Here is a 25,391-nt window from a genome sequence, read left to right as displayed (position 1 = left end):
CACATGCAGTCCGTGCTCGTCATGGCATCCATCGCCCCGTGTGGTTTCGGGCCGTGCCACACAATCCGGCGTTAAGAAAAAGGTGCCGCCGACCGGTGAAACCGTGGGATAACTCCCATTACATCCCACGGCACCGGTCGACGGCGTTAAGAGCCGGGTCCCCAGCAGCCGACCTGCCGTTCCCCCACGCGTTGGCTTTGCGGAAAATCAAGACTGTCACACAAACAACGGTGGGCAGCTCGGATGCAACCAACTCTTACCGGTCATCTAAATCCATTAGAGATAGATTGTCAACCGACCCACAAGTAGTAAGACATTGGGTCGTCAGATAGTCACATTCGACGACCCATCGACGCAATATATGACCGTTTAGCGCAACAATAGTGCCGCGGCCTTGGGCGAGAGGCTTTCGTCCATGACGACGCAGGCACCGCCAATCGCCCCCACTTCATGGCCCAAGGTCGAGGATCGGACCTCGACGGCATGGACGTTCTTGGAGCTGAAGCGTTCGTTGATGATTGCCCGCACGTCTTCCAGGCACCACTGGCCGACCTCTGACCACAATGGCCCGGCAAGGACCACCAGGCCTACGTCCAGGGTGTTGCACAGCTGTCCGGCGACCTGGCCGACGTGTCCCATGCATTCGCGGATCAGTTCCACGGCGATTTCATTGCCGGACTTCGCCAGCGCCACGATTTCGTTCATGCCTGCCGCACGCTGTTCCGCGGTGCCGTCGTCGGGCACCGTGAGGCCCAGCCCTCGGGCGCGGGCACGCTGCGCGATCAGGTTGAACGACAAGGAGGCGTGCAGGCAGTCGTTGCGGCTGCAGATCTCGCATTCCTGGGAAATGACACCGGTGGAGTAGTGCCCGATCTCGCCGGCGTTGTTGCTGATGCCGCGGTGGATTTCCCCGTTTAGGACCATGCCGGCGCCGATTCCGGCACCCACATACATCGTGACGAAGTTGTCGCGTTCGGCGTCGTTGCCCTTCCACTGCTCGGCGATGGAAGCGGCAATGGTGTCTTTTTCGATGACCACGTCGAGCTTGAGCATCCGGTGCAGCGGTTCGACCATGTCGACGTCTTTCCAGCCGTCGAGCAACGGCGGGTCGATCATGACCCCGCGCACGGGATCCAGCGGACCGGGGACCACCACGCCCACGCCAAGCACGTTGCTGCGCGGCACGCCGGATTCGGAAATGATCTCGTCCACGGTCTGTGCCATGGTCTCGATGGTTTTCTCGGGGACCTCGACGGCAGGGATGTCCAGGCGACGCGAGTGCATGATTTCGCCGCGGAGGTTCAGCATGGCCACGGTGATGACACCCGGGTCGAGGTGGATGCCCACGGCCACCATGCGGTTGGCTTCGAGTTCCAGAACGGTTCGGGGTTTGCCCGGACCGGAAACAATCGTGCGGTCCTCGCGGACGAGCCCCTCGTCCAGAAGACGGCGCACGACGTTTGAGATGGTTTGCGGGGAAAGCCCGGTGGAACCGGCAAGCTCTACACGACTGACCCCGTCGGCTGCACGGCGGATCGATTCAAAGATGACCGCCTGATTAAAATCCCCGAGTCGACCTAAGTTGGTGCCCCGCTGCATCAATTCTCCATTTGTAGATCCACATTTGATCCCCCGCTGGCCTTGCCCGAACCGTTAGTCCCCAATGACTAGGCCGGTTCGTCGGACGTGGCGCCTGGCCGATTTGACTCCAGTATCCACCGTTAAATGGAAAAACGCGCGACGAGGCTTGTCCACCAAGCACGTTATCACCCCCACCTGTGCTTTGAATGGTTGTTAAGCTCAAGTTGTGCCAAAGATTCTCACCATCGCCGCCCTGCAATTGCTCGACCCCTCCGGACGCATCCTCTTGGTGCGTAAGCAGGGCACCGTGATGTTCATGCAGCCTGGTGGCAAGCTCGAACCCGGCGAAAGCCCGATGGCCGCGGTATTGCGCGAAGTCCAGGAGGAACTGGGGCTGGCCTTCGCCCCTGGCCAGGTCGAATCCATGGGCCTGTGGAAGGGCCCGGCGGCCAACGAGGCCGACACGGATATCCATGCGCACCTCTTCGGGGCATGCACTTCCGACACGCCCAGGATCCAGGCCGAAATCGAACAGATGCTCTGGATCGACCCGGCGGCGGCACTCACCCGCGGCGATATCACCCCGCTGCTGCGGGACAAGGTGCTGCCGGGCTTGCTGGGCCGCTGAGCCCGGGGATCACTGCGCGAACTGGGTGTCGTGCAGCTCGGCGTAGCGCCCGCGCACGGCCATGAGCTCGGCGTGGGTGCCGCGCTCGGCGACCCGCCCGTCCTCGATGACCAGGATCAAATCCGCCGAGCGGATGGTGGAGAGCCGGTGGGCGATCACCAGCGCGGTGCGGTTCTCCAGGGCCTCGGCCAGGGCCGCCTGCACGGCGGCCTCGTTGGCGGAGTCCAGCGCCGCGGTGGCCTCGTCCAGGATGACCACCTGCGGGGCGGCCAGCAGCAGCCGGGCGATGGTCATGCGCTGGCGTTCCCCGCCCGAGAGCCGGTAGCCGCGCTCCCCCACCACGGTGTCCAGCCCGTCGGGCAGCGCCGAGATGGTCGGTTCCAGGCGTGCCCTTTCCAAGGCCTGCCAGATCTCCGCGTCGCTGGCCTCGGGCTTTGCCAGGCGCAGGTTCGAGCCGATGGTCTCATGGAAGAGGTGCCCGTCCTGGGTGACCATCGAGACCGTGGAGCGCAGCGAGTCGAGCTTGAGCTTGCGGATGTCGACGCCGGCCAGTTGCACGCTGCCCGAATCCACGTCGTACAGCCGCGCCAGCAGCGAAGCGATGGTGGACTTGCCGGCGCCCGAGGAACCGACCAGGGCCACCGTGGACCCTGCGGGGATTTCGAAGTCGATGCCGTGCAGCACCGTTTCCCCTCCCCGCGTGTCGAGCACCGAGACGTCCTCCAGCGAGGCGAGGGACACCTTCTCGGCGCTGGGGTAGGCGAAGGAGACGTTGGTGAACTTCACCGACACCGGTCCGGCATCCAGCACCCGGGCATCGGGTGCATCGTGGATCAGCGGCTCGAGGTCGAGGATCTCAAAGACCCGGTCGAAGCTGACCAGCGCGCTGGTGATCTCCACGCGGGCGTTGGCCAGGGCGGTCAGCGGGGCATAGAGCCGGGTCAGCAGCATGCCCAGGACCACCACGTCGCCGGCGGCCAGCTCCCCGCGCATGGCATAGACCCCGCCGAGCCCGTAGACCAGGGCCAGGGCCAGCGCGGCGACCAGGGTGAGCATCGCGACGAAGAAGAACTGGCGCATGGCCATCTTCACCCCGATGTCCCGCACGCGTCCGGCGCGCAGCCCGAATTGCGCCGATTCCTCGGCGGGGCGGCCAAAGAGCTTGATCAAGGTGGCGCCGGGGGCGGAGAAGCGCTCGGTCATCTGGGTGCCCATGGAGGCGTTCAGGTCGGCCGATTCCCGGCGCAGCAGCGCGATGGACTTGCCGAAGTGCCGGGCCGGGAGCAGGAAGATCGGCAGCAGCACCAGCGCCAGCGCGGTGACCTGCCAGGAGGTGGAGAACATGACCCCGGCGGTCAGCAGCAGGGCCACGGTGTTGGACACCAGTCCCGAGAGCGTGCCGGCGAAGGCGGACTGGGCGCCGATCACGTCGTTGTTCAGCCGGCTGACCAGCGCGCCGGTGCGGGTGCGGGTGAAGAAGGCCACGGGCATCTTCTGCACGTGGTCAAAGACCGCGGTGCGCAGATCGAAGATGATTCCCTCGCCCAGGCGCGAGGAATACCAGCGCACCACCAGCGAGACGACGGCATCGGCGACGGCCACGATCGCGATGATCCCGGCAAGCTTCAGCACCACCTGGACCCCGGTCTGGGCCACGATGGCATCGACCACGCGCCCGGCCAGCACCGGGGTGATCACCGCCAGCACCGCGGAGAACACCGAGAAGAGCACGAAGACCAGCAACCTGTTCTTGTAGCTCGCCGCAAAGGACAGCACCCGTCGCGGGGTCGTATCCGCGTAGGCCTTGCCCTTGTCTCCGGACATCCGCCACAGCGAATGCCAGGCCGCGTTTTCCATGCTCATGTGGTGCTCTTTTCATGCAGACGGGGCCATAAAGCACGCAGCGGGGATCCCGGATGCATGCCACTGGCCGATACTAGTCGGCAGGCGAACCGCCGACTGTGGTTCCAACCGATTCTGCCTCGTTTTTCTTCCCCTGTTCGCCACCGGCACCCCGGCCGACCCGCGGCCGGCCCGGGCCCAGGGCGGCCAGGAACATGGCGGCCAACACGATCGCGATCCCCACGACCGTCTGCACGTAGATGGCTGTGCCCTCGGCGGGCAGCAGCAGGTCAAGCAGCAACGCACCGATCAGCTGGCCGGCAATCATGCCCAGCCCGGTGACCAGGATCCCGATATGCCGAGTCAGGATCGCCGAAAGGATCAGGTTTCCGGTCCCCAGCGCCCCGGCCACATACAGCCACGGTTCGCGGGGCAGCACCGGGACGTGGCCGCCGAGGGCCAGCTTCACCAGCCATACCGCCAGCAGGACGGCCGCCCCGAGGATGTAGTTCACCAGGGTTCCGGGCAGCGGGGAACCCGCACGCGCGGCCACGGTCCCGTTGAAACCGTGCTGGAGGCTCATGATGATGCCCGAGGCAAACACCGCCAGGATGGGCACCACCAGGGCAGCGGGGTCGGCCAGCCCGGACAACCGCGGGGACACGGCCACCAGCACCCCGGCGATGGCCAGCAGCACCCCGAGTCCCCGGGCAGGCGTGATCCGCCGCCGTCCTCCGGGGCCCAGGCCGAGGCGGTCGACCATCAATCCGGACACCGTCTGGCCCGCGACCACGACCACGGTGTAGATGGCCAACCCGATGATTGGAGCGGTGGCCGCCATCACCACCACGAAGACCGCGCCCATGATCCCGGCCAGGTAGTTCCACCAGCCGATGGTTCCGGCGCGGGTTTCGGTGCGCAGGCGGTCCAGGCCCCGGCGCCCGCCGGGGGTACCGGCGGTGACGGCGAGGATGACCACCAGGGCCACCACCATGCTCACCAGCGCGGCCGCGACCGCGTCCTGGAGCCGAATCCCCATTTCCCCGTTGATGCGGGCCTGCAGGGGCATTGCGTGGCCCGCCAGCACGGCCAGCAGGACGCCGGCAACCATGATCGTGCGCGGGGAAAACCTGGTGGACATGGCGGTACCTTTGGATCTTTGGGCTGGACGGATCGATCAACCGCCCAGCCTAGCCATCACCGGGCCGGCATGGGGCCGACATGCCCAATGAATGGGATTGCCGGTGCGGCCCCCTGCCCGCCGGCGCCGGCTCAGCCGACCGCTACGGCGTCCTCGTCGAACATCCGCGCGGCCTCGCGGGTATGCGGCACAAAGCGCACCATGATGGCCTTGAAGCCCGGGGTGTTGGACTCTCGGGCCACCAGGTCCCGGTGCACCAGCGCGTTCGCTTCCGGGAAGTAGGCCGCGGCGCAGCCCTTGGCCGTCGGGTAGGAAACCAGCCGGAAGCGGTTGGCGCGGCGCTCGGTCCCGCCGAAGGTGGAGATCACATCGACCAGCGCCTTGTCTTCAAGGCCCAGCTCGGCCAGGTCCTCCGGGTTGATCAGGATGACCCGGCGCCCGTTCTTGATGCCGCGGTACCTGTCATCGAGCCCGTAGAACGTGGTGTTGTACTGGTCGTGGGACCGCATGGTCTGCAGGATCAGGTGCCCCTCCGGGGCCGAAAGCGCCTCGAAGGGCGAGACCGTGAACCTGCCCTTGCCGATGTCGGTGGCGAAGGAACGGGTGTCGCGCGGCGGGTTGGGCAGCACGAAGCCGTTGCGCCCGCGGACCCGGCGGTTGAAGTCCTCGAAGCCCGGCAGCACCCGGGAGATGTGGTCGCGGATGACGTCGTAGTCGTCGGCCATGGCCTTCCAGTCCACCACGTGGTCCTCGCCCAGGATGGCGGTGGCCATCCGCGCGACGATGACCGGCTCGGCCAGCAGGTGCTCGGAGACCGGCTTGAGCCGGCCCTGGGTGGAGTGGATGACGGACATGGAGTCTTCCACGGAGAGGAACTGCGGTCCGCCGGGGTGCTTGTCGTCGCGGTCGGTGCGTCCCAGGGTGGGCAGGATCAGCGAGGTCTGCCCGTGCACCACGTGGGAGCGGTTGGGCTTGGTGGAGATGTGCACGGTCAGCTTGGCCCGCTGCATGCCGGCCTCCAGGGCTTCGGTCTCCGAGTTCGCCAGGGCGAAGTTCCCGCCCATGGAGACGAACACGTCGACGGTGTCATTTTCGAAGGCCACCAGCGCCTCGGTGGAGTCGAATCCGTGGGCCCGCGGGGAGTTGATCTTGAACTCCTCATCCAGGGCCGCCAGCAGCCCCTCGCCGGGCTTCTCCCAGATACCCATGGTCCGGTCGCCCTGGACGTTGGAGTGCCCGCGCACCGGGCAGGCACCGGCGCCGGGCTTGCCGAAGTTGCCCTGCAGCAGCAGCAGGTTGATGATTTCCTTCAGCGTCGGCACCGAGTGCGGCTGCTGGGTCAGTCCCAGCGCCCAGCAGAAGATGGAGGCCTTGGACTTGACCAACAGGTTGGCCACCGTGGTGATTTCGGTGCGGGTCAGCCCCGTGGCTTCCTCGGTGGCTTCCCAATCCAGGGTGGCGCGGGCTTCCTTGTAGGCGTCAAAGCCGTCGGTCACCGAGTCGATGAATGCCGCATCTATCACGGTGCCGGGGTTCCTGGCCTCGGCCTCGAAGAGCAGGTGGCCGAAGGCCTGGAAGAGCGCCAGGTCCCCGCCGACCTTGATCTGCAGGAAGTGGTCGCTGATGTCGTCGGACTTGCCGAGCATGCCCCGCACGGCCTGCGGGTCCTTGAACCCGAAGAAGCCGGCCTCCGGCAGCGGGTTCACCGCGACGATGTGCGCCCCGCGCTTGCGCGCTTCGGCCAGGGCCGAGAGCATCCGGGGGTGGTTGGTTCCGGGGTTCTGGCCGATGACGAAGATCAGTTCGGCGTGCTCGAAGTCCTCCAGCGAGACGGTGCCCTTGCCGATGCCGATGGTGGGGTTCAGCGCGGAGCCCGAGGATTCGTGGCACATGTTCGAGCAGTCGGGCAGGTTGTTGGTGCCCAGGGACCGGGCCATCAACTGGTACATGAACGCGGTCTCGTTGGCCGTGCGTCCGGAGGTGTAGAAAACGCACCGTTCCGGGGTGGTCGCCTTGACGTGCTCGCCGATGGTCGCGAAGGCCTGGGCCCAGGTGATCGGGGTGTAGTGGCTTTCGCCCTCGCGGATGATCATGGGCTCGGTGATGCGGCCCTGGGAGCCGAGCCAGTACTCGGTCTTCTCGCGCAGCACGTTGATGGGGTGCTTGGCCCACCATTCGGGGGTCACGGTGCGGGCGCTGGCTTCCTCGGCAATGGCCTTGGCGCCGTTCTCGCAGAACTCGGCCGGCTTGCGGGCCCCGGTGATGGACTCGGGCCACGCACAGCCCGGACAGTCGAAGCCGCCGCGCTGGTTGATGCGCAGCATCGAACGCAGGGTCCGGCTCACGCCGGCCTCGGCGAAACCGCGTTTCATCGAGACCATCACTGCCTCGACCCCGGCCGCACTGCGTTTGGGCTCGGTGACTACCAGGTCGTCTTCATTGATGTCCTGCGTTGGGGCTGGCCGATGCATGTATCCTCCACGTTCAACAACGGTTTCGCGGACCGTGGCCGCTCGCGTGCGCTGAAGGGGAAACCCGGTGCTCGCTGGTTCCTAGGAACCGGATCCAACCCTGTCGGCATGCGTATATATGTTTACCGTACTACCCCGGGAGAATGCCGCAAGCGTCAACCCGGTTTCATCGGCCAATTCCACTGCCAGCGAAGACGGGGCACTGACAGCCGACAGCACCGGGATCCCGGCCATCGCGGCCTTCTGCACCAGTTCGAAAGAGGCCCGCCCGGAGACCTGCAGGACACAGTCATGAAGCGGTAACCTATGCTCGCGCAGCGCGGCCCCGACGACCTTGTCCACGGCGTTGTGCCGCCCGACGTCCTCGCGCAGCACCAGCAGTTCCCCGGCTGTGGTGAACAGGCCCGCGGCGTGCACTCCCCCGGTGGCGGAGAACAGTTCCTGTGCGTCACGCAGGGTGTCGGGCATATTCAACAGCGTCTGGACCGGCAGGTGGCCGCGGGCCGGATCCAGCGGGTAGGAGGATTTCTTGGTGACCTCGTCGATGGAGTTGGTTCCGCAGATCCCGCAGGCCGAGGATGTCACCACGTTCCGTGCGGCGGACGTATCCGGGGCCCGGGCCCCGAAACCGAGCTGCACGTCGATGACGTTGAAGGTTTGGTTGCCGTCCTCGTCGGTGCCGGCGCAGTAGCGCATGGACACCAGGTGTTCGGTGCGGCTGATGAGGCCCTCGGCCAGCAGGAACCCTGCAACCAGGTCGAAGTCGTCGCCCGGGGTGCGCATGGAGGTGGTGAAGGAGGTGCCGTTGAAGCGTATTTCCAGCGGTTCCTCGACGGCCAGCTTTTCCTCGCGGGTTATCCGGGCCCCGTCCAGGCTTGCCCTGGTGATGCGCCTGCGGACTATCTTCCGTCCCATGTCCTTCTCTTGCCCTTCCGGCCTTGGCTGTTGGTCTTACGTGTTTTCACGACCGGCTACCACGGTAACCGAAGGTAGGAAGCCGGTGCACCGGCAATCGCCCCGTCCGGCCCGACCACCAGGATCGCATCGGCTGCGGCCAGCCCGCGCAGCATGGCCGGGGAGACATGCTCGGCCGGGGCCAGGGCGTCGGGGCCGGCGGCTCCGGGGACCCAGCGGGCCGGGACCAGGCGGGTGCGCCCGGGCAGCGGGGCGAAGTCCGCGGCGCAGGTCGCGTTGCGCAGCCTGGCCGTTTCGCGCCCGGTGGCCCCGCGCAGCAGCGGGTCCAGCAGCGTGGCGACGGCCATGAGCGCGGCCAGCGGGTTTCCGGGCAGGGCAACCAACAGCCGGTTTCCGGGCAGTGTCGAAAGCATCGAGGGGTGACCGGGGCGCATGGCGATGGAGGGGACCACTTCCGTTCCGCCCACTTCGCGAACCGCGGCGCGCACGAAGTCCCGATCGGAGAACCCGGTGCCGCCGGTGGTGACGATGATGTTCGCCGCCCGGGCCGGCGCCGAGTCGATCGCCGCCACCGTGGCTTCGAGGCTGTCCCCGATGCGCACCGCGCTGCCGACCGTGCCGCCCAGCGCGGCCACGACCTGCGGCAGCACCGGGGAGAAGCCGTCGCGGACCTGTCCGGGGGCCGGGTGCCCCACGGCGATGACTTCGTCGCCCGTGAACACCAGGTGCACCGAGGGGGTTGCCGCCACCAGGAGTTCGTCGTGGCCGGAGACCGCCGCCGCGGCGATCACCCCTGCCCTCAGCGGGGTTCCGGCGCGGGCCAGCAGCTCGCCCTTGGCGGCTTCGGTTCCGGCGGGCCGGATGTCGGCCCCGGGGCGCAGTTGGCGGTCGCCGTGGAGCAACCCGCCCTCCAGCCGGGAGTGCTCGACGCGCAGGATGGCGGTGGTGCCCTCGGGAACCAGCGACCCGGTGACCACCGCGGTGGCTTCCGAGGAGGCAAGCACCAGGTTTTCGCCCGCGCCCGGGTTGCCGGCCAGCGCCCTGAGCAGTTGCCAGGGCCCGGTGCCGTTGACCGCGTATCCGTCCATGGCGGAGGTCGCGCAATGCGGCATCGGGTAGGCGGTCACCACGTCGGCGGCGAGGATCCGTCCTGCGGCAAGGTGCAGGGGAACCGTTTGGGGCGCGGCGGCGATCCGGGTGCCCAGCCGGTGGGCCTCGGTGCGGGCGCCGTCCCAGGAGTGGTCTTTCAACGCGGCGCTGCTCAGGCGTCGTCGGTGGAGGCGGGGCGTGCGGCCAGCACGGTGCGTGCCAGCGAGTCGGCCGACTCCATCGCCGGTTTCATGCCGGCCCGGCCGCTGCCCACGGCGAGGCCTGCCACATAGCCGGCCACGTAGGTGGTCAGCGGGGCGGCGGGGCGGACGATGGTGTGCGCGGCAACGCCGGCCAGCGAGAGCACCTGGTCGATGTCGATTTCGGTGTCGTTGAGTTCATACGCCGCCAGGAGTTCCCTGACCCATTGATCGAGCTGGGCTTCCGGCATGGTGCATTCTCCTTGTCAGTGGCCGTTGGCCACCGCTATCCCGTGCCGCCCGGCATCCCCGGGCGTATCGATGTCGCTGAAGTCCGCGTCGGGAAGCTTCAGCCGTTCCATCTGCACTGTAGCAAGCAGACGCATCATTGACGCATTCTCGAGACTTCCGCGGGGTTCGGAGGCCCGGCTGATGGCTTCGCGCAGGGACGAGGTGAGGACGGCGCAGGAGAGCGTCTGCAGCACCCCGGAGACATCCTGGGGCACCCATGCCTCGGTTCCCTGAACCGGGTTGTCGGTGGCGGCCAGCAGTGCCGCGACCACCGGGCCCGGATCCAAGAGGTCCGAGGCCAGCACGATGGTCAGCTCGGAAGCCTCGTTTTCGCGCTGCGCGCTTTCGTCGTCGGGTCCGTCGTCCAGGGCGGCCCGACCGGCGGCGACCGCCGCGGCGGGGCCCGCAAAGGTTGGATATTCGCGGGTGATGACCACGCGCTGGTGGTCCGGGGCACCGTCCATGTACCGGGTGACGGCTTCGGCCAGGGCGTGGGCGCCGACCACGGCGATGGCCTGGGCGTCACGGACGGCGTTGAGCGAATGCTCCAGCAACGTCTCGCCGCGGTGTTCAAGAAGGGGCTTGCTGACCCCGCCGAGCCGGGACCCACGGCCACCGGCCACGATGATCGCATCGAATTTCATGCTGCACTCCGTAAAAAGGGACTCCAAGCCTCTGCGGGGCGTTCCAGTTCGGTGATGAACCATTGGGCGCCTCGCGGTCGGCTCGGGGCAAACCGCAGCTTCCAGCCCAGCTGTGCCAGCGTCCGGTCTCCCTTGGCGCTATTGCAGCCTTGGCATGCCGCTACTAAATTCTCCCATGAATCCTCGCCGCCGCGGCTCCGCGGCACGATGTGGTCGATCGTGTTGGCGCTTCGTCCGCAGTACGCGCAGCGGTGCCCGTCGCGGCGCAGCACCCCGCGGCGCGAGACATTGACGACGGAGCGGTATGGCAGGCGGATGTAGCGGTTCAGCAGGATCACCGTGGGCCTGGGCACCACCTGGTTGACCCCGACGACCGGGTCCCGGTCGTCATCGGCAAGGACGGTGGCCTTTCCGGTGAGGACAAGGAGAAGTGCCCGGCGGAAGGTGATGACCGCCAGCGGTTCAAATCCTGCATTCAGTACAAGGGTTCGCATGTGCGCATCCTTTGATCCTGACCCGGCGCAACAGAGGGACCCGTCCACGACGGAAATCCCTCACGGTGGCGCACGCGGCACTCGGCTTTGGCTCCTGTGCCCTAGCCTAAGACAATGGATCACTGTTTTGCTCGCATTTGTCGGCAACTAGTTCAAAAATCCACCGGAAATTTGCCCGCGGTACACCCCTGGCGGCGCGTTTCGGCCGTTCCCGGATGCATCGGGCGCGGGCGCCACGCACCGCCCCTGCCGCCCCGGAGGCACCCCTGTTGGCGGGATTAACGGCAAGGGCCCCGGCCGATCCTTGCGGATCGGCCGGGGCCCTTGGAACGCTTACGCTTAGCCCTTGAGGGTGTAGTACCCGTAGAGCGGGTTGCGGGTCACGTCGTGAAGGATCGTGTCGACGGTCGGGTTCTGTGCACCGATCATCTTGCCGCCACCGAGGTAGATGCCAACGTGGCCGCCACCGTTCTGGAACACCAGGTCGCCCGGCTTCGGGCTGGAGGTGCGAACGAACTGGCCCGAGCCACGGATGGCCGAGGTGCCGCGGGCGATGTTGATGCCGTGCTGTGCGTAGACGTACTTGACGAAGCCGGAGCAATCCCAGCCCGACGGGGTGCTGCCGCCCCATACATAGGGAACGCCCACGTACTTGGCAGCGGTTGCCGCGATGCCGGAGAGGTTGGCGGTGTTGACCGAGTCGCTCTTGGCCTTGGGGGCCGGGGAGGTGGATTCGGTGGTGCCGCGGTTCGAGCGGGTTACCGGTGCAAAGGCGTCGGCATTGCTGGAACGCGTCGAGGAAGTCGAGGAAGTGGTGGAGCGCGGGGTGACCTCGTTGGCCACGGCGATCACGACGGGAGCCGGAGCTGGCTTGGAGGTGAACGCTGCGCGCTCGATATTCAGGTCCTTGGCACGTTCGGCCGAGACCGAGACGGCCTTGACGGCTACGCGCTCTGCGGAAAGGCCCTCAACGGGGACGGCGCTTGCTTCGCGGGATACGTTGCCCTGGGCTGCGGGAACGCCCAAGGTCAAAACGAGACCTGATGCGGCTGCAATGACTGCGGCCTGGCGGCCAACCGATCCAGCGTTCGAGGCGACGGCCTTCGAGATGGATTCTAGCGGGTTGGTCCGAACCGGGGTCGCGCGGTGGCGGCCCAATGCTTGACGTGTAGTCACGTAGTAATGCCTCTCCTGATGCCTGCGAGGTGAGCTGTCGGGTTCGAGTGGGAGTCACTCGGCAATCCGGCCGCCAGGCCGAACTACTTAACCCCAAGGCTTCCTGGTGTGGAAGCCGAAAGTGGGTCCCCCGCCACTGCCAAACGAGTACTTGAACGGACACCGTGGGCTGGCAGTGCTCGGCACTTCCCGCGGCGGTGATCAGGGTTGGTCCCTGAGCACTTACTTAGAATATATGAAGCGAATCCAAAAGTCACGTTCCGGTCACGGAACGGTGACAATTGTCGTTATAACCAGCCTTCGGGGTTTACCCACTTGCCGTTGACGATGACCTCGAGGTGCAGGTGCGGGCCGGTTGAGTTGCCCGTGCTGCCACTGAGCGAGACAACTTCCCCGCGCTTGACCTTTTGCCCCACGGTGACCTTCAAGGACGAGTTGTGGTTGTAGCTGGTGTGCAAGCCGTTCCCGTGGTCGATCTCCACGCGGAAGCCGGAGTGGCCCGCCCAGGCTGCCTGCACGACGGTGCCGGCGGCGGCGGCCTTGATCGGCGTACCCATTGGAACCGCGTAGTCCAGCCCGTTGTGGTTCATAAAGCCGGGGCCGGTCGGATTCTTGCGGTGGCCAAAGCGCGAAGTCAATCGAATGCTGTCGACCGGCTGGGCCAGTACGCCGCTCGTGGCGATCTTGGTGACATCGCCGCCGGCGGCCGTCATGATCGTGGCCAGCTTGTCTTCCTTGGTGAATTCGCTGGTCAGCGAAGCCCGTTCGATCTTGACCCCGTCACCGGTCGGGGCCTGGACATCCACAACGACCGACTGGGCGACGCGCTGGGCGTCGGCGACGGCGCTCTCGGGCTCCTGCCCGGGGGATGCGGCGGCGAAGGCCAGGCCCGAAACGGCGGCGACCGCGGCAATCTTGTGGGTGAACCCCATGCGGGAGCGCTGCGGCCGGGGAGCGAACTTGAGGACGTTGTCCAGCTCGTCTGCTTCGGCCGGGGCGGCCACCGGTGCCGCAGGTGCGGCCAGGGCCACGGGGATCTCGGTGGCGGCAATGGCTGCTGCGTCCGGGGATGCGCCGTACCGCAGGCCCGCATCGAAGCGTCGGCCGATGTACTGCAGGGAACCAGTTGCCTCGACGGCTTCCGGGACCACGCTCAGTGCGCGTCGGCCGGGACGTCGGGAAGTGTTTTCACCGCTCAGGGCGGTGTCTACGATCTGCTCCAAGGAGCCTTCAGCAGGCAAAGCATCAACGGGTCCGGACGCACGACGGCGGCCGGAGGTGTGCTGCTGAGTCAAATGTCAACCTCTCATATATCGCCTGCGAAGTTAGCTGTCGGATTCGAGTCATGAGATCAACTCGGCCGAGCCCACCTAGGCGGACTCAACTTCACCCCAAGATCCGTGGCCAATGGCCAGGAACGGTTGAAATGGGTCCTCCGCCCCTACCGGGCATTCTTGCTCCTGGATCCGCCGGTAGGGTTATGCGAACCGGATCAGGACTGGATTGCCTAAGTGCAACCCAACGAGAAACCCTACCGGGGTTTATGCCAAAGTTACAATTCCGTTATCAATCCATGCGGCGGACAAACACATGGGCGCTGACTTCGGTCGGAAGCTCCAGCGCGCCCTCGATGCCCTCGACCCGCACCACCACGTACTCCCCGGCCCTTTCGAGCGTGACTAGGGCCCCCGGGCGGATGCCGCCCTCATCGAGCTGCACCAGCAGCTCGGGTTCCACCTGGATGGTTTCGGCCAGGCGTTCGATGCGGACCGGGCCCACGTTTCCGTCCAGAAGTGCCGAATCGAGATTTTGGACACTCACGGAGATCTCGGTCAGTCCGGGCCCGCCCAGCGCCTCGAGCCCCGGGATCGGGTTGCCGTACGGGGAAGCCGCCGGCTGGCCCAGCAACTTGTACAGCCGCTGCTCCACGCGTTCGCTCATCACGTGCTCCCAGCGGCAGGCTTCCTCATGGACGTACTCCCACTCCAGGCCGATCACGTCGGCCAGCAGGCGCTCGGCCAGGCGATGCTTGCGCATCACACCGGTGGCGACTTCCGCGCCATGTTCTGTCAGTTCGAGGTGCCGGTCGGTGGTGACCACGACCAGCCCGTCGCGCTCCATGCGGGCCACCGTTTGCGAAACCGTGGGCCCGGAGTGCCCCAGGCGCTCGGCAATACGTGCGCGCAGGGCAATGATGCCCTCCTCCTGGAGTTCCAGGATGGTGCGCAGGTACATTTCGGTGGTATCGATCAGGTCTGACACGTTTGCAGCTCCCGCATGGGTTGATTTTTACAAGAGATCACTACGCTTCCCACTCTACCTGCGTTCACATTTCCGACTCGCTATTACGCATTGGGCGTCCGAGTGCGGGATTATTGAACAACTGGGCATCCCCGAATCGCATCAGACAGCGGATGCGAGGGTGTCAAAGCGTAAAACCCCCTTATGAGGAGCAACATGAGCACCGGCCTGACTATTCCCCAAGACCTCTTGCCCGTGGACGGCCGATTCGGTGCCGGACCTTCCAAGGTCCGCCCCGAGCAGGTCCAGGCACTGCTCGACGCAGGCACGCAGCTTCTGGGCACCTCGCACCGCCAGGCTCCCGTGAAGAACCTGGTCCGCGAGATCCAGGAGGGCCTCAAGTCCTTCTTCAACGCCCCGGCCGACTACGAAGTGGTCCTTGGCGTAGGCGGATCCACCGCGTTCTGGGACATCGCGGCCTTCGGCCTGGTCCGCACCAAGGCCCAGCACCTGTCCTTCGGCGAGTTCGGCTCGAAGTTCGCCGCCGCGACCAACAAGGCCCCGTTCCTGGAGCCCTCTTCGATCATCACCTCCGAGCCCGGTTCCCGCCCGGTTCCCGTGGCCGAGGTTGGCGTGGACGTATACGCTTGGCCACAAAATGAGACCTCCACGGGCGTTGCCGCCCCGGTGCACCGCGTTGAGGGTGCCGACGAGGGCGCCCTGGTCGTCATCGACGCGACCTCCGCCGCCGGCGGACTGGACGTGGACGTCTCGCAGGCCGATGTCTACTACTTTGCCCCGCAGAAGAACTTCGCCTCCGACGGCGGCCTGTGGATTGCGCTCTTCTCCCCGGCGGCCATTGCCCGCGCCGAGGAAATTGCCGCCTCGGGACGCTGGATCCCCGACTTCCTGAACCTGAAGACGGCGATCGACAACTCGCGCCTGAACCAGACCTACAACACCCCGGCCCTGTCCACCCTGGTTTCGCTCAACGCCCAGGTGCAGTGGCTCAATGCCAATGGCGGCCTGAAGTTCGCCGCAGCCCGCACGGCCGACTCGGCTTCCCGCATCTACGACTGGGCCGAGGCCTCCGAGGTCGCCACCCCGTACGTCGCCGCACCCGGGGACCGCTCCAACGTCATCGCCACCATCGACTTCGACGATTCGATCGATGCCGCCGCGGTGGCCAAGACGCTGCGCGCCAACGGCGTGGTCGACGTGGAGCCGTACCGCAAGCTGGGTCGCAACCAGCTGCGCGTGGCGACGTTCGTGGCCATCGAGCCCGAGGACGTCTCTTCGCTGCTCAAGTGCATCGAGTACGTGCTGAAGAACAGCTAGCGACTTCGCAAGGCAACCGGGCGGCGCCCCGGCACGGGCCAACACCACGTGCCGGGGCGCCGCCTTGCCGTGGACCGCATTGCCAACGGGCAAACCGGGCAAGGCCCGCCGGACACGGGAAAGGGGGCTGGCGGTGACCATTCGGTCACCGCCAGCCCCCTTCGACATTCCGGGGGACTAGTCCCCCATGTGCCTATTCGACTATTTGGCGTCCGGGTCTTCGGAATCCTGCGCTTCGGTGCCCTCGGGCGTTGCCGCCTCGTCGGCTGCCTCGCCGTCCGTGGGAGCCCCGGCATCGGCCACGCCGGGTTCTTCGCCAGGGGCCTCGACGCCGGCTTCCGCGGCAGCGGCCTCTTCGGCGGCGCGACGCTCGGCGTCCATTTCCTCCGGGCGGACGCGTTCGGCCCAGGGTACCCAGGCCGGGGCCAGCAGTGCGTCCTCGCCGGGAAGGATCCCGACCTCGCACACCGTGATGTCCTTGGCCTGGGCGCGCGGGATGCGGGTCAGCGTCGCGAACCAGCACCAGCCCTCGTAGCCGGTGCGCAGTGCCTCGAAGCGGTGGGTCACCAGGCGTTCGCCGTCGTTGACGGCCTCGAGGTGTTCGCCGATCATCGATTCGTCGGTGATCTCCAGCAGCGCGGCGCGTGCCTGGTCAACGGCCTTGGCCAGGGTTGTGTCCAGTATCGGTTTGCGTGCCATGTGATCAGGCGTCCAAGTCGTCGGCTACGGCGCGCAGCACGGCTGCGATCTTGGCGCCATGGGCTTTTTCCGGGTAGCGGCCGTGGCGCAACCCGTTGGAGACCGAATCGAGCACCTTGATGAGGTCCTCGATCAGCACTGCGGTGTCAACGGCCGGCTTGCGCTTGGCACGGGCCACCGAGGGTGCATCGTCAAGGATGCGCACGCTAAGTGCCTGCGCGCCCTTGCGTCCCTCGGCAATGCCGAATTCCATGCGTGTGCCTGCGCGCAGCTCGGTCACGCCCGCGGGCAGCGCCGAGGCGTTCAAATACACTTCCTGGCCCTCGTCGGTTACCAGGAACCCGAACCCCTTGGAGGGTTCGTACCATTTCACTTTGCCGGTTGGCACGTCTAGCTACCTCGTCCTTGCGTCACAATGGGCCAACCACGGGGGTCGAAAACCGTTCCGCGTTCCCATTTCTGGCGATCTCCCGGCGCGAAACCACACAGCCCGGCCCCGATGGGGCTTGTGGGCGGGCTCTTGCGTCCGGGGAAGTCTATATCTTCTAGGGTACGACATCAGCGGCTTGCCCCCTTCCATGTCCCGGGGCCGGTTCCCGATGTGGCTCTTTGCCCGGTGCGCGGTAGTTTTAAGGGGTGAACACCACCGCCCCGACCCCGGCTTCCCAGCGCATCCTGACCTTCCTGGCCGGAGGCATCGCCATCGTTTCGCTGGCCGCCCTGGCCGTCATCCTGATCCAGTACATGGTGCAGGCAGCCCCGGCCCCCGCATTGCTCGCCGTTGCGCTCTACGGCTTGCCGTTGGCCTTCATCCTGCTCATGGTGGTCCTGGTCCTGAACTTCCGCGAGCGCCGCCGCTCCCGCTAGCCTCCCCGCGGTCGCTTCCCGGGGTCCGTCTCCGGCAAGTTCCGGGCACCTTGGCGGCGTTCGTGCTGCCAAGAGGCCTTGCATGCACAACGAACACACAGGGTTCTTACAGATAGCGGTTGCAGACTGGTACCCATGAATGCCAAAACCCCCGAAGCAAAGCTCCTGGTCGTCGACGACGAACCAAACATCCGCGAATTGCTTTCCACCTCCCTGCGCTTTGCAGGCTTCGAGGTGGTGGCGGCGGCAAACGGCCGCGAGGCCCTGGCTGCCGTGGAGGCTGAGACCCCGGACCTTGCGGTGCTCGATGTGATGCTCCCGGACATGGACGGCTTCACCATCACCCGCCGCCTGCGCGCCGCCGGCAAGCACTTCCCCGTGCTGTTCCTCACCGCACGCGACGACACCGAGGACAAGGTCACCGGGCTGACCGTGGGCGGGGACGACTACGTCACCAAGCCGTTCAGCCTCGACGAGGTCGTGGCCCGCATCCGCGCCGTGCTGCGCCGCACCCAGCCGGCCGAGGAGGACAGCGCGGTCATCCGCGTCGACGACCTCGAGCTGGACGACGACGCGCACGAGGTGCGCCGCTCCGGCGAGGTCATCGAGCTCTCCCCCACCGAGTTCAAGCTGCTGCGCTACCTGATGATGAACCCCAACCGGGTGCTCTCCAAGGCGCAGATCCTTGACCACGTCTGGGAATACGACTTCAATGGGGACGCCTCGATCGTGGAGTCCTACATTTCCTACCTGCGCCGCAAGATCGATTCGCGCCCCGAGTGGCCCTCGCTCATCCAGACCAAGCGCGGTGTCGGCTACCTGATGCGAACCGCCGACCGCCGCTAAGACGAAAGACCGGTTCCCCCACGTGGAAAGCGCCCGCAGGTTCTGGCGACAGGTGTCGCTGCGCACCAAGCTCGTAGCGCTGATGAGTTCGCTGATGATCCTGGGAATCGTGGTCACGGCCGTCGGTTCGGCCCAGTCCCTGCGGCTGATGCTGACCGCGCAGCTGGACACGGATCTGAAGTCCAACACCTCCTCGATCACCGCCACGATGCTCAACGACTATGCGGGCATCGCCTCCATCAACCCCAAGTCCAACGGGCTTGCCCGGTTCTATGGGGACTTGCGCAACGAGTCCGGGGCCATCCTCTACACCATGCCGCGCAAGGCGGCCTCGGACAACAAGCCGCTGGACGCCCCGGACGTCGACACCCAGGCCCTCGACCGGCTGCGCGAGGATCCCGCCGCATCGCTGACGGTGCGCGGCAGCAACCTCGGATCGGCCGGCTGGCGGGTGCGCATCGTGGATCTGCCGCGCACCGACTACGACCTGGTCTATGCGCTGCCGATGACCTCGGTGCAGGACACCGTCACCAAGGCCACGATGCTGGTGATGTCCACCGGCATGCTCGCCACGCTGCTGATGTCGATGATCGCCTACGGCATCACCACCCGGGCCCTGCTGCCGCTGCTGCGTGTCGAACGCACCGCCGCTGCCATTGCCGCCGGAGACCTCTCCCGGCGCGTGGAGGAGTACCCGCCGGAGACCGAGGTCGGGCGGCTCTCGCGCTCGCTGAACGCGATGCTGGCGCACATCGAGCACGCCTTCCGCGGACGGGCCGCCTCGGAACGCAAGATGCGACGCTTCATCCAGGACGCCTCCCACGAGCTGCGCACCCCGCTGGTGACCATCCAGGGCTACTCGGAGTTCTACCGGCAGGGCGGGCTGAACGACCCGGAAATGCTGCGCACCGCCATGGGACGCATCGAGGCCGAGTCCAAGCGCATGGCCCAGCTGGTCGAGGACCTGCTGACCCTGGCGCGGCTCGACGAGCAGCGCCCGCTGGAGCGCAAGCCCATCGACCTGCTGCTGCTGGCCGGTGACGCCGCCGAGGACACCCGGGTCAACGCCGTGGACCGCAAGGTGCGGCTGATCGGCCTGGACGGCGGGGCCCCGCAACCGGCGCCCACTTCCGGGGACGAGGCCCGGCTGCGCCAGATCGTGGCCAACCTGATGACCAACGCCCTGCGCTACACCCCGGAGGGCAGCGACATCGAGATCGCCGTCGGCGTCAAGCCCGTCATCGACGGACGGTCCGATGCGGTGCTGGAGATCCGCGACCACGGGCCTGGCATCTCGGAAGAGGACGCCGGACGGGTGTTCGAGCGCTTCTACCGCGCCGATTCCTCCCGCCAGCGCGAGACCGGCGGCACCGGGCTGGGCCTGGCCATCGTCGCGGCGATCGCCGCGCAGCACGACGGGTCCATCAGGCTCAGCGACACCCCAGGCGGCGGGGCGACCATGTCGATCCACCTGCCCTACGTTGCTCCCGAGGACGACCCCGAGGACGACGAGGTGGACTAGGTCCACGCTCCCCACGCGTTATCCACACCCCGTTGCGGCCTTGCCCGCAGCGGGGTGTGCCGCTTCTAGCCTGAAGACGGAAGCACGCAACGAATACACCGGCGCGCTTCCCGCCGGGAACCGCACGGGGGCGAACCCCGTTTGCACGGCCCGGCGCCACGGAACCCATTGCACGGGAGTGAAAAGGAACATGAGCACGTTTGCCGCCAACACCAACGAGATGCAGGCCCGGTCCACGAACCTGCATGCCACCATCGAGCGCGTCCGGGCGGAGGTGAATTCGTTGACCTCCTCGCTGCAGGACCTGCAGGGCACCTGGCAGGGTGCGGCCTCGGCAAATTTCCAGTCCGTGGTCGCCGACTGGCGCAACACCCAGGCACGCGTGGAGGAATCGCTGTCATCCATCGGCACCGCACTGAACCGCGCCTCGGTGCAATACGACGAGGCCGAGGCCGCCAACGCCTCGCTGTTCACCTACTGAAGCCCCCCCCGGGTGCCGGAGCCGGTGCGTGGCCCGGGCGCGTATTACTCTGGGGACGTGTCCATCCTCATTGATCCCCCGTCGTGGCCGGCCCACGGAACCTTCTTTTCGCATCTGGTCTCCGATGCGTCCCTCGGCGAGCTCCATGGCTTTGCCCTGGCCCAGGACCTGCCGGAGCGCGCCTTCGACCGCGACCACTACGACGTGCCGCAAAGTCGCTACGCCGACCTGGTCGCGGCCGGTGCGCTCCCGCTCCCGGCCACCGAGCTGGTGCGCCGGCTGATTGCCTCCGGGCTGCGGGTGCGCGCCAGGGAGCGCCCCGAGCGCCTTGACGCGGTGCTGCTGGCCCGCTGGGAGTCGCTGGGTCTGGGCGCGCCGGGACTGGGACGGGAACTGCTGGCTCGCTGGTCCGAGCCGCAGCGGGTCTACCACGACCGTGCACACCTGGTGGCGGTGCTCGTGTCCCTGGACACCCTGGCCGGTCCACACCGGCAGGAGGCCGGTCACCTGCCCGTTTACCTGGCCGCCTGGTTCCACGACGCCGTGTACCGGGGCACCGCAACCGACGAGCTGGATTCCGCCGCGCTGGCCGCGGAACTGCTGCCGGGCGTTGGCGTTGCCGCAGAGGTGGTGGACGAGGTGGTTCGGCTGGTCCTGCTGACTACGACCCACAAGCCGGCGCCCGGGGACCATGCCGGGGCGCTGCTCTGCGACGCGGACCTGGAGGTGCTGTCACGCAGCGAATCGGCCTACCGCCGTTACACCGCGGCGGTGCGCCGCGAGTACGCCCACGTCCCGGACGCCGATTTTGCTCGTGGACGTGCCGCGATCCTGCGTGGGTTGTTGGCGGGCGGGTCGCTGTACTCCAGCGACCGCGGCCGGGAGCTGTGGGAGGAACGGGCCCGGGCCAACCTGGAATCCGAGCTTGCGGAGCTGGAGCCCATGGCTCGATAGGCTCGGGCCGAAATACCGGAACCGGGCTACGCACGCAGTGCTTGGGCCCAAAGGGTTTCATGTTCCTTCACGAACCGCGTGGCCCGCGCCCAATGTTGCCCGTGCCCGTCCTCGAACATCCGCCCCCAGGGCTGGACGTCGCCGCGATGGGATTCGCGCAGGAAGCCATGCATGGCTTGCGTACGCGCTGCCATGGCACCGGGCAGCTGGGCGCGCAGATCGGCGGCGGCCCGGTAGCCGTCGAGAACAAGCGCCCGCAGTCGCGCCGCCGCCCTCCCGGGATCCTCGTCGGCGACGAGGAAGGCAAACGACTGTGCCGCATAGGCCAGATCCCACAACCGGGTGCTCGGACCCGCGCCGTCCCAGTCGATGAAGGCCAGGTGCTCCCCGGCAACCAGGTTCCACGGGGCGAGGTCGTTGTGGCAGATCAGGTTCGCGTGGGGCACCGGGATCAAGGTGGACCAGGCATCGTCCGGGGACCGATCGACGCTTTCGGCGGCATCGTGGATCCGCCGGATCAGGCGCCCAACCTCTTCCAAGACCTCCAACGGCAGCGGCCGATCATGGGGTGCAGGTGTCCCGGGAACAAATTCCGTCACCTGTCGGCCCTGCGCGTCTTTGCCCAAAGGCTGCGGGACGGTGAGACCCTGTTCGCGGAGGTGGGCCATGAACCTCTGTACCGAGGGCGTGCTTTCAAGCCAGGGCTTGCGCACCGTCATGCCGATGCGCAGCACTTCGCCCGAGGCGTTCCCGCCGACCAGCGGCTCTTGGATTTCCGGCATGGCCCCATCCTATGGCGGCGCACCGCGCCCTGGGAGCAAGGAATTTTCGTGGCGCTCGCTTCCACCTCATGTCCTTGTTAACGCCGTGGGCCGCCCTCCCGTGCGGCGAACCTCCTCCGCAAGGGATGAGGTCCACCGCCGGGAAGGCGGCCCTGGTTTTGGCTGGTGAAGCCTACGCGCTAGGCGCGGTGTGTGCCAGGGGGATTAGAATCCGCCCATGCCACCCATGCCACCCATGTCGTCGCCACCCGGTGCTGCTGCGCCGGCCGGAACCGGCTTGTCAGCGACAACGGCTTCGGTGGTGAGGAACAGGCCGGCGATCGAGGCGGCGTTCTGCAGTGCAGAACGGGTCACCTTGACCGGGTCGTTCACGCCGGCTGCCAGCAGGTCGACGTATTCGCCGGTTGCTGCATTCAGGCCGTGGCCTGCGGGCAGGCCCTTGACCTTGTCGGCAACGACGCCCGGCTCCAGGCCGGCGTTGAAGGCGATCTGCTTCAGCGGGGCTTCGATGGCAACGCGCACGATGTTTGCACCGGTTGCCTCGTCGCCTTCGAGGTTCAGCTTGGCGAATGCGATGGCACCGGCCTGGATGAGGGCCACGCCGCCACCGGCGACGATGCCTTCCTCGACTGCTGCCTTGGCGTTGCGCACTGCGTCTTCGATGCGGTGCTTGCGCTCCTTGAGCTCAACCTCGGTTGCGGCACCGGCCTTGATGACTGCAACGCCGCCGGCCAGCTTGGCCAGGCGCTCCTGCAGCTTCTCGCGGTCGTAGTCCGAATCGGAGTTCTCGATCTCGGCGCGAATCTGGTTCACGCGACCGGCGATCTCCTCGGCGTCGCCCGCACCCTCGACGATGGTGGTCTCGTCCTTGGTGACAACAACCTTGCGGGCGGAGCCCAGCAGGTCGATGGTGGCGTTTTCGAGCTTCAGGCCGATTTCCTCGGAGATGACCTGGCCACCGGTGAGGATGGCAATGTCGGCCAGCATGGCCTTGCGGCGGTCGCCGAAGCCCGGTGCCTTGACGGCAACGGACTTGAACAGGCCGCGGATCTTGTTCACGATCAAGGTTGCAAGGGCTTCGCCCTCGATGTCCTCGGCGATGATCAGCAGCGGCTTGTTCGACTGCATGACCTTCTCAAGGATCGAAACCATGTCCTTGACATTGGTGATCTTCGAGTTGGCGATCAGGATGTACGGATCCTCAAGGACCGTTTCCTGGCGCTCGTTGTCGGTGACGAAGTAGGCCGAGATGTAGCCCTTGTCGAAGCGCATGCCCTCGGTGAGCTCAAGCTCGAGGCCGAAGGTGTTCGACTCCTCGACGGTGATGACACCTTCCTTGCCGACCTTGTCCAGTGCCTCGGCGATCAGGGCGCCGATTTCGTTGTCGCCGGCGGAGATCGATGCGGTGGCAGCGATCTGCTCCTTGGTTTCGATTTCCTTGGCGGAGGCCAGCAGCTCTGCGGTGACCGCGTCGACTGCCTTCTCGATGCCGCGCTTCAGGGACAGCGGGTCGGCGCCGGCAGCAACGTTGCGCAGGCCTTCCTTGACCAGGGCCTGGGCCAGGACGGTTGCGGTGGTGGTGCCGTCGCCTGCGACGTCATCGGTCTTCTTGGCAACTTCCTTGACGAGCTCGGCACCGATCTTCTCGTACGGGTCCTCGAGCTCGATCTCCTTGGCAATGGAGACACCGTCGTTGGTGATCGTGGGGGCGCCCCACTTCTTTTCCAGAACGACGTTGCGACCACGCGGGCCAAGGGTGACCTTGACGGCGTCGGCCAGGATGTTCAGGCCGCGCTCAAGGCCTCGGCGTGCTTCCTCGTCAAATGCAATGATTTTGGCCATAGCGGCTTATGTCCTTTCGGGACGTTCATGCGTATCTACGACCTGAGGCAACGCCCGCGACGGACGAAGAATCCACGATGTCATGGGACGATCGCAAAAGCTTCTCGTTGCCTTGGTCAAGGACTCACTCAAACAACATCCCGAAACCGCACGGATCCGGTCGAAACTTCGATCGAATTAGCAGTCGGGACGTGTGAGTGCTAATACAAATCTTGGCACTCAACCACCCGGAGTGCAAGCTGTGGGTCTTTGCCGACAGCGTAGTTCGCCACGCTTCGGCCTAGCTGTAGTTGCTTCCCAGCACGATGGCGATATTGCCCGGGATGTTTGTACTCTGCATGATCGAGGTGATGCCCAGTTCCCCGGCCGCCGCCTCCGCCGTGGCCCGCTGGGCCTCGGAGCGGTAGTAGACCGTGGAGTAGGTGACCTTCTTGGTCCAGTTCGATGCCGAGACATTGCTGAACCCGGCGTTCAAGAGTTCGGTGCGGGCCTGGCCGGCAAGGCCGCCGACCTTCGCCCCGTTGTAGACACCCATGACCATGGTCGTGTCGACGTCCTCCGGCAGCCCGCTTGCGCTGGCATCGGTGGATTCGGAGGCCTCGGTCGGCTCTCCGGGGTCCGGGGAGCCGCTTTCGGAGGGCGTTTCGCTGGGTTCCTCGGTGGCGGATGGCGATTCGGAGGCGTCGGGGGAAACCGGGGCCGAAGTCGAGTCCGAGGAGCTCGCGGCCACCGGTGCGGGGTCGTTCGAGGTGCCCATGAGCTTGGGCAGGACCATGAAGGAGAAGAGTCCCACCACCAGGGCAAGCGCCCCGAAGACCATCAGCCAGCGCAACCCGGATCGGGCTCCGCCCACGGATGCGGCGGCAGCCCAGCCGTTTTCGCGGTGCGAGCCGCTACGGTTGCTGAACTCAGGGACGCGATCAAATTCATCGCGCGGATAGTTGGTCATGCCCGTCCTCGGTGATGTGTCGTGCAATGTGGGCATGCGCGGGTGCAGGAACACAAGCGCCTCCGGGCCCCGAAACGCCCGACGTGCGTTGCATTCATGCCTCGGATTCGAGCCGTTTCGCCGACCGAGCGCGATGCCTCGTCGTTCGTAGTCTACGCAATCGCTTGACCAGCATGGGGTCATGGGCCAGCGCCGCGTCCGTGTCGACCAGCGTATTCAACAACTGGTAGTAGTTGGTTGGCGAGATGGAAAACATCTCTGCGATGGCTTGTTCCTTGGCGCCGGCATACTTCCACCACTGGCGTTCCAGCGCGAGAATCCGCTGGGAACGCTCATCCAGCTCGCTGGATTCATCAAGCTCAAACTCGAGCCCAAGTGCCTCGGATGACATTGCACTT

25 protein-coding genes and 2 riboswitches are annotated in these 25,391 nt (G+C 66.5%); of the genes, 7 read left to right on the top strand and 18 right to left on the bottom strand.

What is annotated here, in order from left to right; all coding sequences use genetic code 11:
- Positions 1-369: 369 nt before the first annotated feature.
- Positions 370-1,599 carry an ROK family protein gene (locus tag J2T21_RS00325; protein WP_307577310.1) on the bottom strand — a complete coding sequence of 410 codons (1,230 nt, stop codon included), beginning with the start codon at positions 1,597-1,599 and terminating at the stop codon, positions 370-372.
- Positions 1,600-1,807: 208 nt separating this feature from the next.
- Here J2T21_RS00325 and J2T21_RS00320 point away from each other — a divergent pair, with 208 nt between their 5' ends.
- The gene (locus J2T21_RS00320; RefSeq protein ID WP_307577308.1) at positions 1,808-2,209 is read left to right on the top strand and encodes an NUDIX hydrolase; all 402 of its coding nucleotides are present in this window, start codon (positions 1,808-1,810) and stop codon (positions 2,207-2,209) included.
- A gap of 9 nt (positions 2,210-2,218) precedes the next feature.
- Here J2T21_RS00320 and J2T21_RS00315 read toward each other — a convergent pair whose 3' ends face one another.
- The 11 genes from J2T21_RS00315 to J2T21_RS00265 form a co-directional block, all read right to left on the bottom strand.
- Positions 2,219-4,072 carry an ABC transporter ATP-binding protein gene (locus tag J2T21_RS00315; protein ID WP_307577306.1) on the bottom strand — a complete coding sequence of 618 codons (1,854 nt, stop codon included), beginning with the start codon at positions 4,070-4,072 and terminating at the stop codon, positions 2,219-2,221.
- Positions 4,073-4,145: 73 nt separating this feature from the next.
- The gene (locus J2T21_RS00310; protein WP_307577304.1) at positions 4,146-5,192 is read right to left on the bottom strand and encodes a DMT family transporter; all 1,047 of its coding nucleotides are present in this window, start codon (positions 5,190-5,192) and stop codon (positions 4,146-4,148) included.
- Positions 5,193-5,323: 131 nt separating this feature from the next.
- Positions 5,324-7,663 carry an FdhF/YdeP family oxidoreductase gene (locus J2T21_RS00305; RefSeq protein ID WP_307577302.1) on the bottom strand — a complete coding sequence of 780 codons (2,340 nt, stop codon included), beginning with the start codon at positions 7,661-7,663 and terminating at the stop codon, positions 5,324-5,326.
- 81 nt (positions 7,664-7,744) lie between these two features.
- A complete protein-coding gene (gene fdhD / locus J2T21_RS00300) occupies positions 7,745-8,578 on the bottom strand; it encodes a formate dehydrogenase accessory sulfurtransferase FdhD (protein WP_307577299.1) in 834 nt (277 codons plus the stop codon).
- A 56-nt stretch (positions 8,579-8,634) separates the two neighbouring features.
- Positions 8,635-9,828, bottom strand: a complete 1,194-nt coding sequence (locus J2T21_RS00295; protein ID WP_307577297.1) for a molybdopterin molybdotransferase MoeA — start codon at positions 9,826-9,828, stop codon at positions 8,635-8,637.
- 11 nt (positions 9,829-9,839) lie between these two features.
- The gene (locus J2T21_RS00290; protein WP_307577294.1) at positions 9,840-10,118 is read right to left on the bottom strand and encodes a DUF6457 domain-containing protein; all 279 of its coding nucleotides are present in this window, start codon (positions 10,116-10,118) and stop codon (positions 9,840-9,842) included.
- A 15-nt stretch (positions 10,119-10,133) separates the two neighbouring features.
- A complete protein-coding gene (gene mobA / locus J2T21_RS00285; protein WP_307577292.1) occupies positions 10,134-10,802 on the bottom strand; it encodes a molybdenum cofactor guanylyltransferase in 669 nt (222 codons plus the stop codon).
- The gene (locus J2T21_RS00280) at positions 10,799-11,296 is read right to left on the bottom strand and encodes an HNH endonuclease (RefSeq protein ID WP_209911237.1); all 498 of its coding nucleotides are present in this window, start codon (positions 11,294-11,296) and stop codon (positions 10,799-10,801) included. The genes mobA and J2T21_RS00280 overlap by 4 nt, the downstream gene beginning before the upstream one ends.
- A 339-nt stretch (positions 11,297-11,635) precedes the next feature.
- Positions 11,636-12,472: a C40 family peptidase gene (locus J2T21_RS00275; protein WP_307577290.1), complete on the bottom strand. Its 837-nt coding sequence runs from the start codon at positions 12,470-12,472 to the stop codon at positions 11,636-11,638.
- Positions 12,473-12,477: 5 nt separating this feature from the next.
- Positions 12,478-12,632: riboswitch (cyclic di-AMP (ydaO/yuaA leader) on the bottom strand.
- Positions 12,633-12,759: 127 nt separating this feature from the next.
- Positions 12,760-13,695: a M23 family metallopeptidase gene (locus tag J2T21_RS00270; RefSeq protein WP_307577288.1), complete on the bottom strand. Its 936-nt coding sequence runs from the start codon at positions 13,693-13,695 to the stop codon at positions 12,760-12,762.
- Between the two features lie 75 nt (positions 13,696-13,770).
- A riboswitch (cyclic di-AMP (ydaO/yuaA leader) is annotated at positions 13,771-13,954 on the bottom strand.
- 84 nt (positions 13,955-14,038) lie between these two features.
- A complete protein-coding gene (locus J2T21_RS00265; RefSeq protein ID WP_307577286.1) occupies positions 14,039-14,734 on the bottom strand; it encodes a metal-dependent transcriptional regulator in 696 nt (231 codons plus the stop codon).
- A 195-nt stretch (positions 14,735-14,929) separates the two neighbouring features.
- Between J2T21_RS00265 and serC the strand changes: the two genes are divergently transcribed.
- Positions 14,930-16,051 carry a phosphoserine transaminase gene (gene serC / locus J2T21_RS00260; protein WP_071216361.1) on the top strand — a complete coding sequence of 374 codons (1,122 nt, stop codon included), beginning with the start codon at positions 14,930-14,932 and terminating at the stop codon, positions 16,049-16,051.
- Between the two features lie 201 nt (positions 16,052-16,252).
- Here serC and J2T21_RS00255 read toward each other — a convergent pair whose 3' ends face one another.
- On the bottom strand, positions 16,253-16,750 hold the full coding sequence (locus J2T21_RS00255) for a DUF3027 domain-containing protein (RefSeq protein WP_307577283.1): 498 nt from the start codon (positions 16,748-16,750) through the stop codon (positions 16,253-16,255).
- Positions 16,751-16,754: 4 nt separating this feature from the next.
- Positions 16,755-17,138: a cold-shock protein gene (locus tag J2T21_RS00250; protein ID WP_071216363.1), complete on the bottom strand. Its 384-nt coding sequence runs from the start codon at positions 17,136-17,138 to the stop codon at positions 16,755-16,757.
- A 248-nt stretch (positions 17,139-17,386) separates the two neighbouring features.
- Here J2T21_RS00250 and J2T21_RS00245 point away from each other — a divergent pair, with 248 nt between their 5' ends.
- The 5 genes from J2T21_RS00245 to J2T21_RS00225 all read left to right on the top strand — a co-directional run bounded on the left by J2T21_RS00245 (position 17,387) and on the right by J2T21_RS00225 (position 21,420).
- Positions 17,387-17,617, top strand: coding sequence for a hypothetical protein (locus tag J2T21_RS00245; RefSeq protein ID WP_071216364.1), 231 nt, complete (start codon positions 17,387-17,389; stop codon positions 17,615-17,617).
- A 135-nt stretch (positions 17,618-17,752) separates the two neighbouring features.
- Positions 17,753-18,463, top strand: a complete 711-nt coding sequence (locus J2T21_RS00240; protein ID WP_071216365.1) for a response regulator transcription factor — start codon at positions 17,753-17,755, stop codon at positions 18,461-18,463.
- 22 nt (positions 18,464-18,485) lie between these two features.
- Complete coding sequence (locus J2T21_RS00235) at positions 18,486-19,985, top strand: sensor histidine kinase (RefSeq protein ID WP_307577280.1); 1,500 nt, start codon at positions 18,486-18,488, stop codon at positions 19,983-19,985.
- A 190-nt stretch (positions 19,986-20,175) separates the two neighbouring features.
- The gene (locus tag J2T21_RS00230) at positions 20,176-20,466 is read left to right on the top strand and encodes a WXG100 family type VII secretion target (protein WP_071216367.1); all 291 of its coding nucleotides are present in this window, start codon (positions 20,176-20,178) and stop codon (positions 20,464-20,466) included.
- Between the two features lie 57 nt (positions 20,467-20,523).
- Entirely contained in the window at positions 20,524-21,420 is an 897-nt protein-coding gene (locus J2T21_RS00225; RefSeq protein WP_307577275.1) for a DUF4031 domain-containing protein, read from the top strand.
- 26 nt (positions 21,421-21,446) lie between these two features.
- Here the strand turns inward: J2T21_RS00225 and J2T21_RS00220 are convergent, their stop codons facing one another.
- The 4 genes from J2T21_RS00220 to J2T21_RS00205 form a co-directional block, all read right to left on the bottom strand.
- Positions 21,447-22,202, bottom strand: coding sequence for a phosphotransferase (locus J2T21_RS00220; RefSeq protein ID WP_307577273.1), 756 nt, complete (start codon positions 22,200-22,202; stop codon positions 21,447-21,449).
- 204 nt (positions 22,203-22,406) lie between these two features.
- Positions 22,407-24,044, bottom strand: a complete 1,638-nt coding sequence (groL, locus tag J2T21_RS00215) for a chaperonin GroEL (protein ID WP_307577271.1) — start codon at positions 24,042-24,044, stop codon at positions 22,407-22,409.
- A gap of 280 nt (positions 24,045-24,324) precedes the next feature.
- Positions 24,325-24,993 carry a LytR C-terminal domain-containing protein gene (locus J2T21_RS00210; RefSeq protein WP_307577269.1) on the bottom strand — a complete coding sequence of 223 codons (669 nt, stop codon included), beginning with the start codon at positions 24,991-24,993 and terminating at the stop codon, positions 24,325-24,327.
- A gap of 94 nt (positions 24,994-25,087) precedes the next feature.
- On the bottom strand, positions 25,088-25,384 hold the full coding sequence (locus tag J2T21_RS00205) for a DUF3263 domain-containing protein (RefSeq protein WP_307577267.1): 297 nt from the start codon (positions 25,382-25,384) through the stop codon (positions 25,088-25,090).
- Between the last annotated feature and the right edge of the window lie 7 nt (positions 25,385-25,391).

This window comes from Paeniglutamicibacter psychrophenolicus, from assembly GCF_030812255.1.
Lineage (GTDB): Bacteria > Actinomycetota > Actinomycetes > Actinomycetales > Micrococcaceae > Paeniglutamicibacter > Paeniglutamicibacter psychrophenolicus_A.
Note: the sequence above shows the minus strand (reverse complement) of the source record. Positions and strands in the feature narration are given on the sequence as shown.

Bases quoted from the DNA above. Each gene is read 5' to 3' on its own strand.
- J2T21_RS00325 (WP_307577310.1), bottom strand. From the start codon at position 1,599: ATGCAGCGGGGCACCAACTTAGGTCGACTCGGGGATTTTAATCAGGCG.
- J2T21_RS00315 (WP_307577306.1), bottom strand. From the start codon at position 4,072: ATGAGCATGGAAAACGCGGCCTGGCATTCGCTGTGGCGGATGTCCGGA.
- J2T21_RS00310 (WP_307577304.1), bottom strand. From the start codon at position 5,192: ATGTCCACCAGGTTTTCCCCGCGCACGATCATGGTTGCCGGCGTCCTG.
- J2T21_RS00305 (WP_307577302.1), bottom strand. From the start codon at position 7,663: ATGCATCGGCCAGCCCCAACGCAGGACATCAATGAAGACGACCTGGTA.
- fdhD (WP_307577299.1), bottom strand. From the start codon at position 8,578: ATGGGACGGAAGATAGTCCGCAGGCGCATCACCAGGGCAAGCCTGGAC.
- J2T21_RS00290 (WP_307577294.1), bottom strand. From the start codon at position 10,118: ATGCCGGAAGCCCAGCTCGATCAATGGGTCAGGGAACTCCTGGCGGCG.
- mobA (WP_307577292.1), bottom strand. From the start codon at position 10,802: ATGAAATTCGATGCGATCATCGTGGCCGGTGGCCGTGGGTCCCGGCTC.
- J2T21_RS00280 (WP_209911237.1), bottom strand. From the start codon at position 11,296: ATGCGAACCCTTGTACTGAATGCAGGATTTGAACCGCTGGCGGTCATC.
- serC (WP_071216361.1), top strand. From the start codon at position 14,930: ATGAGCACCGGCCTGACTATTCCCCAAGACCTCTTGCCCGTGGACGGC.
- J2T21_RS00255 (WP_307577283.1), bottom strand. From the start codon at position 16,750: ATGGCACGCAAACCGATACTGGACACAACCCTGGCCAAGGCCGTTGAC.
- J2T21_RS00240 (WP_071216365.1), top strand. From the start codon at position 17,753: ATGAATGCCAAAACCCCCGAAGCAAAGCTCCTGGTCGTCGACGACGAA.
- J2T21_RS00230 (WP_071216367.1), top strand. From the start codon at position 20,176: ATGAGCACGTTTGCCGCCAACACCAACGAGATGCAGGCCCGGTCCACG.
- J2T21_RS00220 (WP_307577273.1), bottom strand. From the start codon at position 22,202: ATGCCGGAAATCCAAGAGCCGCTGGTCGGCGGGAACGCCTCGGGCGAA.
- groL (WP_307577271.1), bottom strand. From the start codon at position 24,044: ATGGCCAAAATCATTGCATTTGACGAGGAAGCACGCCGAGGCCTTGAG.
- J2T21_RS00210 (WP_307577269.1), bottom strand. From the start codon at position 24,993: ATGACCAACTATCCGCGCGATGAATTTGATCGCGTCCCTGAGTTCAGC.
- J2T21_RS00205 (WP_307577267.1), bottom strand. From the start codon at position 25,384: ATGTCATCCGAGGCACTTGGGCTCGAGTTTGAGCTTGATGAATCCAGC.